Genomic DNA, 14,652 nt, shown 5'->3' on the forward strand with positions numbered 1-14,652 from the left:
ACCGTCGCGGGCGGGGCTACAGCCGCGGGCGGGGCCGCGTTCAGGTTGCGCGTCAGGTTGCGGCCGGCCTCTGCGGCCGCCGAGGGCGGCGGGGTCGTGGCGCCCGAGGTCTGGGCGGCGGCGGCCCCGGTCAGCAGAACAGGCGCCAGGCCCAGCAGGACAAAGGCGGGACGGCGGCGGAAAGCGATTGCGTTCATTTCGGGAGGTTCAACCCGGAAACGCGGCGACAGCAAGGCCGCTCAGGCGGCGGGCACCTCGACCCAGAAGGTCGCGCCCTCGCCCTCGGCCGAGATGACCCCGATCTCGCCGCCCTGCAGCTCGACCAGCCGCCGCGCCAGGGCCAGGCCGACGCCATGCCCCTCGATGGTCGATCGCTCGAGGCCGAGCCGGTTGAACGGCTCGAACAACTGCGCCTGTTTGGCCGGGGACAGGCCCGGACCGGCGTCCGCCACCTCGATCCGCACCCCGAGGGCGCAGGACTTGACCCGAAACTCCACCCGACCGCCCGAAGCGCCGTATTTCAGGGCGTTGACCGCCAGGTTGTCGATCACCTGGCCCAGCCGCTGTGAATCGACCAGGGCGACCTGGCTGGGCGTTTCGGCGTCGATGGTGATCGCCACCCCCTTGGCCTCCGGCCGCAGCAGGGCGGTGCGTCGCACGTCCTCGACCAGGCTGACGATCTCGGTCGGCCGCGCCTCGACCTTCACCGTGCCCGCCTCGGCGCGGGCCACGTCGAGCAGGTCGTGCGCCAGGGTCTCGACCTGTCTGGCGGTCTTGACCAGCATCCCGGCCATCTCGGTCTGGGTCGCGTTGACCGGACCCAGCTGACCCGAGGACCACAGCTCGCCGATGCCGATGACGCCCGCCACGGGGCTCTTGATCTCGTGGGCGACATTGGCCAGCAGCCGCGACTTGGCTTCCGACGCCCGCTCCGCCCGCGCGAGACCGGCGCGCGCCTGGGCCCACAGCCGCCCGCGCTCCTCGATCAGGGTGGCGACCAGCAGATACGGCACATAGGCGAAGGCCAGATGCAACTGCGCCATCAGCACCCGTGTGGCCATCGGCAGTCCGATCGTGGCGGGCGGTCCGGCGCTGTAGATCAGCGACCCCAGCATGAAGAGCGTCACCGTCAGCATGGCGATCGTGACCCCCACAACCCTCAGCCGAATGGCCACCACCAGGATCAACGGGTTCATCAGGAAGGCCAGGGGCGCCGAGAACTCGAACGACAGAGCGTAGGCCAGGGCAGCGACCCCGCCCAGCATGACCACCGCCTCGGCCGCGCGCAGCGGGCGCCGCAGATCGGCCAGCATCTTGCCGTCGATCGACAGGATCAAGGGGGTGACGATGGCCAGGCCCAGGGCGTGGCCGAACATCCAGAGCTGGACGCCGGACGTCAGGGGGGTCGAAAACACCATCTGCAGGCCGACAGCGCCAGCCAAGGCGCTGACGGCGGACGCCGTCATCAGGGCCGCCAGGACACGCACGCCGGTGCGCACCGATATGATCCTCAGCCCCGGCGCCAGCCGCCGGACCAGCAGCACCCCTGCGACGATCTCGGCCAGGTTGGCCAGGACCAGCATGGCCGCATCCAGGGGATCGTAGCCCGACAGAAGCATTCCGGCGGCGAGGCCGCAGGCCATCAGGCCGCCGAACGGCAGGTCGAACGCCAGGCCTCGGCCGGTGCGCAGCCACATGCCCGTCGCGACCGCATTGGCCAACCACAGCACGGCCGCATGATTCCCTGTATGCCCAAAGCGGGCGGCCATCAGGGTCAGGACGGTCACGGCGATGGCCGTCCCGATCGGGATCAGCGGCTGGGAGAAGACATTGGGCGCGGTGCGCGGCGTCGCCCGTGGCGCACGCGTCGGCGCGACCGGGGCGGTGACGTCGAGGTCACCCGGATGCATCGCGCGGCTAAGGGGCATTCTGGACTTCCGGCACGTCTCGGAGGCTCAGAAAAGCACAGCCTTCCTAAATATCCCCTGAAGCGATCCACAGATTCGTCGGCGCGCGGCCGGGTGCGCCCTCAGGTCGCAGCCTGGGCCTCAACCACAGCCGCGTTGAGAGCGGCGTTCATTGACCGCACGCCCGCCGCCGGACCTTCGGGATGACGCCACACCGCCGCGCTGACCGCCACGAAATCCGCGCCCGCCCGAGCCAGGCCAGCCGCGTTGTCGGCGTTGATCCCGCCGATGGCGACGCAGGGAATCTCGACCGTCTGCTGCCAGATGGTCAGGATTTCCGGATCGGGCCGGTACGTCGTCTCCTTCGTATCGGTGGGGAAGAAGGCGCCGAAGGCGACATAGTCGGCCCCCGCCTCGGCCGCCTCCATGGCCAGGTCGCGACTGTCGTGACAGGTGGCGCCGATCATGGCGTTGCCGCCCATGATCCGACGGGCCGAGGCGACGGAAACGTCTGACTGGCCGACATGCGCGCCGTCGCAGCCCAGAGCCTGGGCCAGGTCCGGCCGATCGTTCAGGATCAGGGCCACGTCATGCGCCCGCGCGATCGGCCCCAGCCGCTCGACCGCCGCCGTGATCGCCGCATCGTCCGCCAGCTTCAGCCGCACCTGCAGCGCCGCCACATCCCCCGCCCCCAGCGCCGCCTCCAGATCGCCGGCGAAGGCCTCCAGATCATCGATCACCGGCGGGGTGATCAGATACAGCCGCGTCGGCGGGCGCTCGGGGATTTGCGGTTGCCGGGTCTGCGAGGTCTTGGCCATGCCCGGGAAGTGCGACGCCGGGGGCTCCGCGTCAATGGCGGGCCCGCGCCGACGGAGCGAAGCTGACCCGCCGCAGTTCCCGGATCGAGCGCTCGCGCTCGACGCCTTCGACCAATTCATATCCCAGCAGGGCGAAGATGCGGTTTCCGACGAAGATGGGACGGGCGTCGCCGTACCAGTCCACACAGGACACTGTGCAGCCGTCATCCATCTGCCCCGCGGGGTCGGACAGCAAGACGCCGAGTGGCGACACCCTGTTCTGGCCGCGACGCAATAAGGCCATGTCAGCGGCGTCGTCGAACAGATCGTCCGACAGGACGGCGCCGTCGCCCGATGGCCCGGCCGTACGCACGACGGGCAGGCCCATGACGCCCCGCTCGCCGTCCGGCCGGTCCATGTCGGGCTGATAGAAGAAGGCGTGGCTGCGGGTCTCGGCCCCCTTCGCCGCCGTCAGGCGATAGGTGTGCGACAGGCGCGGCGGCAACCGCCGATCATTCCAGGTCGTGTTCAGGTCGAGTGACCGGAATACAACCGCGGATCGCTCGGCTTTATGATCGGTTTCCCGGCTGACGATCAAGGCGTCCTGACCCACAGGCTCGATCCGTTCCACCGCGCCCGAGGCCAGGAGGCTCATCGGCGTCTGCCCCAAGGGCCCCGCCGGGTCCAGGGCCGCGATACTGATCAGCGACTGCCCTCCGTCGCTCGAGGACCGGTCTCCGCCTGAGAAGCTGTAGATCACGTGATCCGGCGTGAAACGGTTGAGCATCCGCCAGCCGTTGTCCGGCGCGAGGCCCAGCATCCGATAGTCCTCGGACCGCGCCTCCGCCGCGCCATCCCCGAAACGCGACAGCGGCAGGGTCAGCAGGGCCACGCCCCCATCGCTGAATTCGGCCCGCCACATGGCGTCACCCCCGCCCTCAGACCGCACAAGAACCCTCAGCAGACCGCTGGCCGCGTCTTCGGCGAAGGAAAACTGATCCACCGGCGCTCCTCTCGCACGGGCGGCCTGGGGCGCGGCGCCGTCCAGCGGCACGCGATAAATCAGCGAGGACGAGAAGCCGTCCTTCGCTCCGCGCGGCCGATCATGGGTCATCCACACATAGATCGCATCCGGCGCCACATAGAAGGTCCGCGACCACGGCCCCAGTATGGCCGTGGCGCGACAGATCAGGCGGGGTTGGGCCAGATCGCAGCGAGTGACGGCGTGCAGCGTATTGACCTCCGCCTCGGCGGTCCCAGGGAGAGGCGGAGCCTGATAGACGTCCTTGGCCTCGACCAGTCGCCGGCGGACGCCCCGCCCGTCCTCTCGCCAGCGGACCAGCGCCGGCAGGTCGGCGAGCGCTTCTTCCGCCGTATCGACCTCGATCGGCGCATAGACGACCAACTGGGTTCCCACGAGGCGAGAGGCGTAGTTGCGCGACGAGTAGTAGTCGTTCGAGGACAGGTGGTGACTGTCCACGAAGGTCAGCCGTCCCCGCCTATCCAGACGGAAGCGGTTGATCTCGGTCCCGCCGCGTCCATAGCTGTAGCCGATCACCACCACCCAATCCCCGGAGACCAGCATCTCGTCGTACCAGTCGTCACCGTCTGCATCGGGCGTCACGCCGGGCGGATAGGCGTCGATGGAATCTACCGCCTTTAGCCCGCCGTTCGCAGTATCGACGGTGAACAGCCGTCCCCGCCTCAGGATGATCAGGGTGTCGCCGCGCATCTTGACGATATCGCCCTCGTCGACGCCCGCCTCCTGGTTGTTGGTGATCGATGAAGGGGCGGATATCCGCGATCCGGTGACCACCAACTCCTCCACCATAGAGTCGAGACAGTCGGGCACATGCGGCGGGCAGTCCGCCTGCTCGTCCTGAGATCGGTGCGCCACCCAGGCGGCCATTTCGACAGACGAACCAAATGCAGTCAAACGCTGGGTCGTGACCGGCGCCGCTGAAGCCGAACCCGCCGCCAGAGCCGCCGCCGACAGGACCCAGGCCAGTGCTTTCGATCGTTTCCGCATGATCTTCCTTCGCTGTTCCTGCGTCCCATACCCCACCGCCTGCGACAACCGCGATCAATGCGAACGACTTGCACTCTGATTATCATCGCGATAGAGAATGATTATCAGTCCGGTAAAGAGCGTCCTCCCTTGTACGTCTGCAACTGCAATGGCCTTCGCCAGCGTGACGTCGCCCTCGCCATCGAGGCGGGCGCCTGCCGGCCGCGTGACATCTTCGCCGCCAACCAGTGCCAGGCCCAGTGCGCCAAATGCGTCTGCGAGATGCGCGAGATGATCGACGAAAGCCGTCAGGCCTTCGCCATGGCGGCGGAATAACCCCTTCCGACAACGCCTCTGATAGTCGGTCTCAGACCGAAATCGTTCGCAATATCAATATGATGATAAACACTCGCAAATGACCTGCGGGCGCTTTTGCGTGGTATTGTACCGCTCGTAATCACAGGCCTCGGCGTCACGCGACGCGACGCCGACAGACGAGCAAGGACCATGGCCATGAAGGGCGATCCCGCGATCATCCGCACCCTCAACGCGGTGCTAACCAACGAACTGACGGCGGTGAACCAGTATTTCCTGCACGCCCGCATGTTCGAGAGCTGGGGCCTGGCCCATCTCGGCAATGTGATCTACGAGGAATCGATCGGCGAGATGAAGCACGCCGACATGCTGATCAAGCGCATCCTCTTCCTGGACGGCCTGCCGAATCTGCAGGATCTGCACAAGCTGAAGGTGGGCGAGCACCCCATCGAATGCCTGGGCGCCGACCTGCAACTGGAACTCGACAGCCGCACGACCACCTCCGCCGCCGTGACCCAGTGCGAGGAGGCCCGCGACTATGTCAGCCGCGACCTGCTGATGAAGATCCTGGCCGACACCGAGGAGCACATCGACTTCCTCGAGAACCAGCACAAGCTGATCGAGCTGATGGGCGCCCAGAACTATCTGCAGTCGGCGATGAAGGAGATCGTCACCGACGGGGCCGCCACGGGCGGCTGATCGCCTACCCTTCCAGGGTAAGGGCCAGCCCCGCCTCGCCGCGCGTCACCCGGGCCACCTTCACGACTTTGGTCTCGTAGGGCTTGGCCAGTAGGGTCGAGACGGCGACCAGTTCGGCCCTGGCGGCGTTCGGCGTCAGGGTCAGCAGCACATAGCCCTTTGACGACTGGTCACAGAACACGACCTCCTCATTGGTCGCGGCCAGGGCCTCGCCGAGCGGCAGGGGCCGGACCGCGTCTCCGGGCGAGGGGCTTGAGATAGCGGTCGTGCCGAACTCGATCGCCCGGCGCTCGCCGGCCGCATCCTTCAGATCGTTGACCCAGAAGGCGTGGCTGTCGCCCGCCAGGACGATGGGCTGGATCCCGGCGGCCTTGAAGGCCTCATAAAGCCGCTCGCGACCGGCCGGATAGCCGTCCCAGGCGTCCAGATTGAACGGCGCGCCCTGGCTGAACAGGGCGACCGACATCGCCACCTCGGCCCGGACCTCGGCCGGCAGGCCCGCCAGCATCCCGGCCAGCTGTTCAGGCGTCATCATGGCCGCCACGTTCGGCCCGGCGACCCGGGCCATGACCACCTGGTTGCCCAGCACCTGCCACGGCCGGCCCGCCGCGCGCGAGGCCTGCAGTTCGCCCTGCAGCCATCGGCGCTGGGCCTCGTCCATCAGGTCGCGGTCGGGCGCGTCGCGTTTCGCCATGAAGGCCGCCAGGTCGGGCACGGGCTTGCCGTCCGGCCCGGCCGTCATCGTCAGGTCCTTGCCGTAGTCGAGTTGCTCCGTCCGACCCTGAAGCCGGGTCTCGACCATCGTCAGACTGGCCAGGTCGCCGAAGTGGAAACTGCGCTGGATCGCCTCCTTCAGCGCCCCGGCCTTCGGCTCGCGGATCGGCATCCACTCGTAGTAGGCCCGCAGCGCCGTCGCCTTGCGCACGGCGTAGTCGCCCTCCGTTTCGGGCTGGTGGTTCTGGGCCCCGGCGGCCCAGGCGTCGTTGGTCACCTCGTGGTCATCCCAGACGCAGATGAAGGCGGCCCGCGCATGGGCGGCCTGAAGGTCCGGGTCCGATTTGTACTGGGCGTGACGCAGCCGGTAGTCGTCCAGGCTGACGATCTCGTGCGGCGGCTGAGGCAGACGGCTCAGGGCCGCCCCGGTCGCCATGCCGTAGTCCCCGGCCTCGGCCCCGTACTCATAGATGTAGTCGCCGAGATGGACGACCGCATCCAGCCGCTCCAGCTTCGACACCGCGTCCCAGGCGTTGAACAGCCCGCCCGGATAGAGCTGGCACGACGCCACCGCCAGAACCACGTCCGCCGTCGCCCCGACCGGCAGGGTCTTCACCCGCCCGACGGGTGAAACCACGTCTCCGGCGACGAAGCGATAGAAATACTCGGTCCCCGGCTCCAGCCCCTGCCCGTCCAGATCGTGCTTGACGGTGAAGTCGCGGCTGGCCCGGGCCCTGAGGCCCTGCGAACGCCGCGCCATCCGGGTGAAGGCGGCGTCATGGGCGACCTCCAGGTCAAGCAGGACATCGCCCCCGCCCAAGTCCGCCGGGGTGACCCGGGTCCAGAAGACGGCGGAGGTCCGGTCCGGATCGCCCGACGCCACGCCATGCAGGAACTGCACTGGGCGGCTCTGGACGGGGGCCGCTGCGGCGACGGCAGGCGTGGCCGCCCCCGCACCGATCAAGCCCAGTAGACTGCGACGATCGATGGCCATGATCGGGCTTCCTAGTAGCGGACGGTGAAGCCGACGCCGTAGGTGGCGGGGCGTCCGGCGATGAAGGTCGGCATGCCCAGGGCGTCGCCGGTGTTGCCCGCGTCCTTGATGTATTTTTCATCCAGGATGTTGTCGCCGAACGCCTCCAGACCCCAGTTGCCCGAAGCCGGGGCGTAGCGGATGCGCAGGTTCATCAGGCCGTAGCTGTCCTGGAACTCGTCCACGATCAGATCGGGCACGAGGTTCCTCGCCTGCAGGTCCGTCCGGTCGTTGTCGTCGTCGAAGAAGACCTTGGACTGCCAGGTGTAGGTCGGCTGGACCTCGATCTCGCCGCCCATCGCCGGGATGCGCCACACCGCCCCGATCGAGGCCATGTGATCGGGCGACAGACGAAAGCGGTTGCCGTCCCGCGCCCCGGTGTCGAAGCGCGAATGGTTGTAGGCATAGGTCCCGAACAGTTCGAGACTGTCGTTCAGGTCGAGATTGAACTGCCCCTCGAAGCCATAGGCCGTCGCCTCCCCGGCGTTGACCGTGACGAAGTTCAGACCCTGCTGCTCGGTCGTCTGGAAGTTTTCATAGGTGTAGTAGAAGACCGCCCCGTCCAGACGCAGGCGCCGCCCCATCAGGGCGGACTTGCCGCCGACCTCGAAGCTGTCGACCGTCTCGGCGTCCACCACCGCGAAGGTCGGAGCGCCGAATGGAACCGACGGCCCGCCGACCGTCAGCACTTCTGGGCGGCGGCCCCGCGCATAGTTGGCGTAGAGGCTGGCGTCGTCCGACACCGCATAGCGCCCCGTCAGACGCCAGGTCACGCCGTCGTCCTCATGGTCGCCATAGACGAAGTCGCCATTGTTCGCCGTCGGCTGGGCGATCAGGCCGAACAGTGGGAACAGGGCCGAGACCGGCGCATTCACCGCGCCCGGCGTCGCCAGGGCCGTCAGATAGGCGACCTGGTTCGCCGCCGGAATGCGCGGCAGGGCCTGCACCGCCGCCAGGATCGACCGGCCGTTGGTGATCGAGGCCGCATAGCCCGTGGTCTTCTCGTCCCGGGTCCAGCGCACCCCGGCGGCGAACTCCAGCCGCTCGGTCGCCCGCCAAGTCACGTCGGCGAACAGATCGTATGACGTCAGTTCACTGGAGTTGGTCGATTCCTCGATATGGGCCGACTTCAGATTGTTGGTGATCCCCGTCAGGAAGGGCGCCGGCACGCCCAGCCCCGCCAGCACCGTCCGCGCGATGGTCGGATAGGCCGCCGACGGCAGGGTGTTGGTCCCCGTCACCCCCGGCTGGCCGTCCAGCAGACTGCCCAGGGCCGGGCTCGACGCCGCCAGCTGGGCTAGGGCGATGCGTTCGTCATACTGGGTCGGGGCCCGCTGGAACCCCTCCTCATGGAACCAGCCGCCGCCGACGAAGCCCGACAGGGCGCCGCCGTTGTCGAAGTTCAGCCGCAGCTCCTGGCTCCACTGCTCGCCGTGGGTGTCCTCCGCCGCCGTCAGGATCGGCAGGGAGATGCCGTCCGGATCAAAGGTCTCGTAGTTGTCGAACTGGCGATAGGCCGTCGTCGAGTTCAGCGTCAGGGACGGCGCCAGCGTCCACTTCGCCAGACCCGTCACGCCCCAGACCTCCCGGTCCAGACCCAGGGATTGACCGCCGTCGAACAGGGCGCCCGGCGTCAGGGCCGCCCCCTCCCAGGGTTCGCGTCCGCCCAGCACCGCGCCGGTCGTCGGGTCGGCCGGGGTATAGGCGATCGACTTGAACGAGGTGCCCGTGGCCGTGTCGGCCTGCCAGTTGGCGATCAGGTCGAACCGCATGGCGTCCGACGGCGCCCAGGCCGCCGAGGCGCGCAGGGCGCGGGTCTCGATGCCGTTGAAGGCCTCGCCGCCCAGCAGGTTGTCGACGAAGCCGTCGCGCGTCTTGAGCCGCCCGGCGATGCGGATCGCCGCGTCCTCGCCCAGCGGGGCGTTCAGGAAGCCCTGAACCATGCGGTACTCATAGTTCCCGGCCTCGGCCGTCATCTCGGCGTCGATCTGACCGGGGCGCGCCCGGTTCTGCACCAGATTGACCGCCCCGATCAGGGCGCCGCGGCCATAGAGGGTCGACTGCGGCCCCTTGGCGATCTCGACCCGCTCCAGATCGAACAGTTCGACATAGGAGCCGCGCGACTTCGAGATCGACACCCCGTCCTGATAGACCGAGACCCGGGGCTCCGCCGTCGCCGCGCCCGAGTCCGAAGTGATGCCGCGCATCACGAAGCCCGGGTTGTTGGGTGACTGGTTCTGCACCAGGAAGCCTGGGGTGAAGGCCGACAGCTGGTCGAACTCCTGCACACCCAGCTCTTCCAGCTTGCGACCGGAGTAGGCGGTCAGGGCGAAGGGAACCTCGATCGGATCCTGGGCGCGCAGCTGGGCGGTGACGATGACGTCCTCGACCTGGCTGGCCGCCTCTTCCGGCGCCGTCTGGGCCGCGGCCGCGAAGGCCAGTCCGCTCCAGGTCGCCAGGATGGTCGCCCCCGTCAGGGCCATCTTGAAACCACGCATCGCTCGATCCCCTCGAAATCCGAAAGGCCGAGCTAGCGGGCGTCGGCGGCGCTCCGGCGACGGATCGGCGACGCGGGCGTGAACCTCGTCAGACAGAAGCCTGACGATTGATCCGGCCCCGAACCGTTACGGACCCCGTCCCGCCCATCGCCGCGCGCGGATCGAACGCGTGGATAAGTTAGTGGGCGATGACGAAGACCGTCGCCCAAGGCTCCGCCATGGGCGACGGACGCTACAACACCTCCCGGCGGCTCAGATGGGCCGTTGCGAGGACCAGGGCGACCAGGCCCAGACCACAGCCCAGCCCGAGCGCGGTGTTCACGCGCCATGCCTCGGTCGCCAGCATGTTGACCGGCATCTGCCAGGGGAAGAAGACCCCCTGCTTCGCCGAGGTGGCGACGACCGAGAAGAAGGTTCCCCCGATCCCGACGACGAGGGCGGGCACGAAGCTCGCGAACCGCAGGGCGATCCATAGCTGGATCGCGATCATCAGGATGGCGGCGAGGAAGACCTTGCCCATGGTTGCAGCATAGCGCCCCAGCTCGAACGGTCCTGTCGGCGTCAGCTCAGGCTTGAGGGTCGTAGCCAGCACCACCGCGCCCCAGGTCAGCAGCAGCGTCAGCAGACTCATGATCGCCACCACCAGCAAGACCATCACCGCCTTGGCGGCATAGAGCCGCCAGCGCGGCAGGGGCAAGCCGCGCAGATGGTCCCAGGATTTCGGCCCGTGTTCCATGTGGGCGACCAGGGCCGTCAGGGCCGTCACGCTCATCGGCAGCATGAAATAGGCCCAGATGCCGATGGCGCTGATCATCCACATTTCCCACGGCTGGGCCCTCGGGCCTCTCAGCACCATGAAGAAGCCGAACATCGCGATCAGCGATGGCGCGGCCACGGCCAGCACGGCCGCCAGCGACCGGTTCAGCTTCCTCAGTTCGACGGACAGGACAGCGAGCATCAGACGGTCTCCGGTTGCCGGGCGCCGTCCGAGACGGAGCGATAGATGCCCTCAAGCGAGCGGGCGCGGGGGGCGATGGCGAAGACCTCGACCCCGGCCTCGACCAGGGCGCGGTTCAGGCCCGCCGTCGCCGCCTCGGGATCATCGCCGGGTCTGAGCCGCGCGGCCCAGCCCTCGGCGTCCTGAACCAGGGTCAGGTCGCGGGCGCGCAGCACCTTGGCCGCCCTGCCCTCGTCATCGACCCTCAGGCCGATCTCGGGCGCCAGATCGGCCTTCAGCCGCGCCAGATCGCCTTCCAGCACCAGCCTGCCCTGGCTGACGATGCCGATATGGGTCGCCGTCTGCTCGATCTCCCCCAGCAGATGGCTGGACAGCAGCACCGTCGCCCCGGTCCGCTCCGGCAAGGTCTTCAGGAAGCGCCGCATGTCGGCGATGCCGTCCGGGTCCAGCCCGTTGGTCGGCTCGTCGAGGATCAGCACCGGCGGGGCGCCCAGCATCGCGCGGGCCAGACCCAGCCGCTGCCGCATGCCCAGTGAGAAGTCCGACACGCGTTTGCCGGCGCTTCCCGTCATGTCGACGACCTCCAGCACCCGATCGATTTCGGTCGGAGGCAGCCCCAGCAGCACCCGCGTCAGGTCGAGATTCTCTCGCCCCGTCAGGTTGCCGTAGAAGCCGTGCGCCTCCAGCAGCGCTCCGACCTGACGCGCCGCCCCGATCCGGTCGCGCGCCACGTCGACGCCATTGATCCGCGCCAATCCGGCGCTCGGCTTCAACAGCCCCAGCAGCATTTTCAGCGTCGTCGTCTTGCCCGCGCCGTTGCGGCCCAGGAAGCCGTAGACCGCCCGTTCCGGCACGGTCATCGACACCCCGTCCACCGCCAGATGGCGGCCGAACCGCCGCGTCAGGCCCTCCGTCTCAATCGCCGTCGCCATCCCCCGCCGCCCCGTTTCATTTAAGTGCGATATAAAGTTGCGAAGCGTTCGTCTTTAAGTCAAGATTAAAGATAGGACAGGATTTCAGCACTCCATGACGACGACAGACCTCGGCCGCTTCCGCACCCGCTGCGGCCAGTTTCGCTGGCTGGCGGTCTTCATGGTGTGCAGCGTCGGGGCGGTTCTGGCGCTGATGTATGTGATCGCGCCCTTCGTCATCGGCCTCAGGGGCGGGTTGCCGAACTACGGATTTCACATCCTGACGGGCCTCATCATGGGCTCGCCGTCCTTCTGCTACCTGTTCGGCGTCTGGTCGATCGGCCGGGCGATGAGCCAGATCTCCCGGGGCCGTCTGATCCAGCCCACTCTTGCCGACGCCCTGCGCCGCGTCGGCCTGGCGCTCGGGGTCGGCGGCCTGCTGGCCGTCTTCGCGGTCTCGAACATCCTGCGCTGGATCGGCGCGAGCACCGGCGGCTATCTGAATTTCGACGTCGCCTCGATGACGCTGGGCATGATCGGCGGCGCCCTGTTCCTGCTGGGTCGGGTGGTGGATCAGGCCGATCATATCCAGGCCGAACTGGACGAGATGGTCTGATGCCCGTCCGCGTCACCCTCGACGCCCTGATCGTCAAGAAGGGGATCAAGGCCCGCGATCTGGCCGCCCAGGTCGGCATCAGCGAGACCCAGCTGTCCCTGTTCCGCTCCGGCAAGGTCAAGGGCATCCGCTTCCGCACCCTGGCCCGCCTGTGCGCGGCCCTGGACTGCAGGCCCGGCGACCTCCTCGACTACGACCTTGATCCGGCCGATCTGGCGCTGCCTGAGGGCGATGAGGAGGTCTGAGGGAACCCTGCCCGGCCCCGCCCATTCCACCTTCACGGTAGCGGAGGCGGGACCATGAGCAGCATCGACGACACCCTGGACGACGTGGCCGAGGCGGCGACCGACTTCCTCAACAGCGAGGGGCGCAGCGCCGCCCACGTGGCATTGGGCGTGGCGGTCACGGCCGGATTCGCCATCCTCGCGACGGCCCTGGCCACCGGAGCGATCAAGCCCCGCCGCACGCCGCGCCATCTGCGGGGCCAGACCGGGCCGATCACTGAACGGCCGACGGGTTCTCTGAGCCTGATCCTGCCCGCCGTCTTTTCCGCCACCACCCTGTCGGCGCTACGGGTCTGGAACGCGCCGTCGCGGCCGGGGCGCGGCCGGTCGCTGGGCCTCTGGGCGGCGGCCCAGGGGATCAACGCCCTGTGGCTGGCGGCCCGCCCCTCGACCCTGTTCGGCCAGATGGCGGCCGCCATGACCAGCGCGGGCCTGGCCGCCGCCTTCGCCCATGAGGCGCGCAAGCTGGACGACGGCACAGGCAAGCTGGCCGCCCCGACCGGCGCGGGCGTCAAACTGGCCAATCTGGTCGAGCGCAAGATCGACGACCAACGGCCCACCGTGCACTGAGCGCCGTCCAGGCGGCTCCCTGCCCCGCCTTGCCCTTTTCGGCCGCATCCTCTAGGGATCGCGCCCTCTTTCGCGCGCCTGTCACGGGACGGGCGGCGCTCCTTCAGACAGTGAATCTCCGATGGCCAAGATCAACGGCAACACCATCAAGCCCGGCATGGTGCTTCAGCACAACGGCGGCCTCTGGGTCGTCACCAAGGCCAGCCACGTCAAGCCCGGCAAGGGCGGCGCCTTCGCCAACGTCGAGGCCAAGAACCTCGAGACCGGCAACAAACTGAACGAACGCTTCCGCTCCGAAGACAAGGTCGAGCGCGTCACGCTCGAGCAGAAGGACTTCTCCTACCTCTACGAACAGGGCGACGCCCTGGTCTTCATGGACGACGCCACCTACGAGCAGATCGAACTGCAGAAGGACTGGGTCGGCGAGGATTCCATCCCCTACCTCCAGGACGGCATGAAGGTGGTCATCGAGATGCACGAGGATCGCCCGATCGGCCTGTCGCTGCCCGATCAGGTCACCCTGACCGTCGCCGAGACCGAGCCGACCGTGAAGGGCCAGACGGCCTCGTCCTCCTACAAGCCCGCCATCGCCGACAACGGCGTGCGCATCATGATCCCGCCCTACATGTCCGCCGGCGAGCGCATCGTCGTCGACACGAGCACCGGCGAATACGTCCGCCGCGCGGACTAGGTTTCAGGTTCTGGGTTCTAGGTTCTAGCGAGAGCCGGGACCGCCCACCGAAACACCCCCTAACCCCTAGCCCCTGGAACCTAGAACCTTGGCTTTGGCTTCCGCTCTCGTTTCCGTCATGATCGACGCGGTTCGCAAGACCGCCCGGCCGATGCTGCGCGACTTCGGCGAGGTCGCGCAGTTGCAGGTCTCGCGCAAGGGTCCCGGCGACTTCGTCACCGCCGCCGACATCAAGGCCGAGGACACCCTGTTCGAGCTGCTGATGAAGGCTCGCCCCGGCTACGGCTTCCTAGGCGAGGAACGCGGCATGGTCGAGGGGACCGACAAGTCCCACACCTGGATCGTCGACCCGATCGACGGCACCACCAACTTCATGCACGCCATGCCCCACTTCGCCATCACGGTGGGGCTGCAACGCTTTGCACCGGACGGCTCGTCGGAGATCGTGGCCGGCGTCACCTACAATCCCATCACCAACGAGATGTTCTGGGCCGAGAAGGGCAAGGGCTGCTATCTGAACGACCAACGCATCCGCGTCGCCGGTCGCCGCGACCTGTCCGAAAGCCTGATCTCCACGGGCCTGCCCTTCATCGGCAAGACCGGCCACGCCCAGACCATCAAGGACATCCACGCCATCGGCCAGCGCACGGC

At 68.1% G+C, this 14,652-nt stretch carries 15 protein-coding genes; 7 read left to right on the plus strand and 8 right to left on the minus strand.

Features of this window, described 5'->3' with window-relative positions:
- The 4 genes from ACT6QK_RS12940 to ACT6QK_RS12955 all read right to left on the minus strand — a co-directional run.
- Positions 1 to 197 (minus strand): hypothetical protein (locus tag ACT6QK_RS12940; protein WP_444598234.1); only part of this gene is annotated, 197 nt, incomplete at its 3' end.
- Between the two features lie 42 nt (positions 198 to 239).
- A complete protein-coding gene (locus ACT6QK_RS12945; protein ID WP_444598235.1) occupies positions 240 to 1,928 on the minus strand; it encodes an ATP-binding protein in 1,689 nt (562 codons plus the stop codon).
- Positions 1,929 to 2,029: 101 nt separating this feature from the next.
- Entirely contained in the window at positions 2,030 to 2,725 is a 696-nt protein-coding gene (thiE, locus tag ACT6QK_RS12950) for a thiamine phosphate synthase (RefSeq protein ID WP_444598236.1), read from the minus strand.
- Positions 2,726 to 2,756: 31 nt separating this feature from the next.
- Entirely contained in the window at positions 2,757 to 4,733 is a 1,977-nt protein-coding gene (locus tag ACT6QK_RS12955; protein ID WP_444598237.1) for a beta-propeller domain-containing protein, read from the minus strand.
- A gap of 129 nt (positions 4,734 to 4,862) precedes the next feature.
- On the opposite strand from ACT6QK_RS12955, the gene ACT6QK_RS12960 reads away from it, so the two are divergent.
- Both ACT6QK_RS12960 and bfr read left to right on the plus strand, forming a co-directional pair.
- Positions 4,863 to 5,048, plus strand: coding sequence for a (2Fe-2S)-binding protein (locus tag ACT6QK_RS12960; protein ID WP_444598238.1), 186 nt, complete (start codon positions 4,863 to 4,865; stop codon positions 5,046 to 5,048).
- Positions 5,049 to 5,225: 177 nt separating this feature from the next.
- Positions 5,226 to 5,726: a bacterioferritin gene (bfr, locus tag ACT6QK_RS12965; RefSeq protein ID WP_444598239.1), complete on the plus strand. Its 501-nt coding sequence runs from the start codon at positions 5,226 to 5,228 to the stop codon at positions 5,724 to 5,726.
- A 4-nt stretch (positions 5,727 to 5,730) separates the two neighbouring features.
- On the opposite strand, the gene ACT6QK_RS12970 is transcribed toward bfr, so the two are convergent.
- From ACT6QK_RS12970 to ACT6QK_RS12985, 4 genes are all read right to left on the minus strand, one after another.
- Positions 5,731 to 7,434 (minus strand): alkaline phosphatase D family protein, encoded by a 1,704-nt coding sequence (locus ACT6QK_RS12970; protein ID WP_444598240.1) that lies wholly within the window; start codon positions 7,432 to 7,434, stop codon positions 5,731 to 5,733.
- 11 nt (positions 7,435 to 7,445) lie between these two features.
- Complete coding sequence (locus tag ACT6QK_RS12975; protein WP_444598241.1) at positions 7,446 to 9,971, minus strand: TonB-dependent receptor; 2,526 nt, start codon at positions 9,969 to 9,971, stop codon at positions 7,446 to 7,448.
- A 232-nt stretch (positions 9,972 to 10,203) separates the two neighbouring features.
- On the minus strand, positions 10,204 to 10,929 hold the full coding sequence (locus ACT6QK_RS12980) for an ABC transporter permease (protein WP_444598242.1): 726 nt from the start codon (positions 10,927 to 10,929) through the stop codon (positions 10,204 to 10,206).
- On the minus strand, positions 10,929 to 11,861 hold the full coding sequence (locus ACT6QK_RS12985) for an ABC transporter ATP-binding protein (protein WP_444598243.1): 933 nt from the start codon (positions 11,859 to 11,861) through the stop codon (positions 10,929 to 10,931). Before ACT6QK_RS12985 ends, ACT6QK_RS12980 begins: the two co-directional genes overlap by 1 nt.
- A 94-nt stretch (positions 11,862 to 11,955) precedes the next feature.
- On the opposite strand from ACT6QK_RS12985, the gene ACT6QK_RS12990 reads away from it, so the two are divergent.
- The 5 genes from ACT6QK_RS12990 to ACT6QK_RS13010 form a co-directional block, all read left to right on the plus strand.
- Positions 11,956 to 12,456, plus strand: coding sequence for a DUF2975 domain-containing protein (locus tag ACT6QK_RS12990; RefSeq protein ID WP_444598244.1), 501 nt, complete (start codon positions 11,956 to 11,958; stop codon positions 12,454 to 12,456).
- A complete protein-coding gene (locus tag ACT6QK_RS12995) occupies positions 12,456 to 12,701 on the plus strand; it encodes a helix-turn-helix domain-containing protein (protein ID WP_444598245.1) in 246 nt (81 codons plus the stop codon). The genes ACT6QK_RS12990 and ACT6QK_RS12995 overlap by 1 nt, the downstream gene beginning before the upstream one ends.
- A gap of 54 nt (positions 12,702 to 12,755) precedes the next feature.
- Positions 12,756 to 13,310 carry a tryptophan-rich sensory protein gene (locus ACT6QK_RS13000; protein WP_444598246.1) on the plus strand — a complete coding sequence of 185 codons (555 nt, stop codon included), beginning with the start codon at positions 12,756 to 12,758 and terminating at the stop codon, positions 13,308 to 13,310.
- A 121-nt stretch (positions 13,311 to 13,431) separates the two neighbouring features.
- Entirely contained in the window at positions 13,432 to 14,001 is a 570-nt protein-coding gene (gene efp / locus ACT6QK_RS13005) for an elongation factor P (RefSeq protein WP_444598247.1), read from the plus strand.
- Positions 14,002 to 14,089: 88 nt separating this feature from the next.
- Positions 14,090 to 14,652: inositol monophosphatase family protein (locus ACT6QK_RS13010; RefSeq protein WP_444598248.1), on the plus strand; the 563-nt coding region annotated here is incomplete at its 3' end.

Source organism: Brevundimonas sp. (assembly GCF_052436175.1).
Classification (GTDB): domain Bacteria; phylum Pseudomonadota; class Alphaproteobacteria; order Caulobacterales; family Caulobacteraceae; genus Brevundimonas.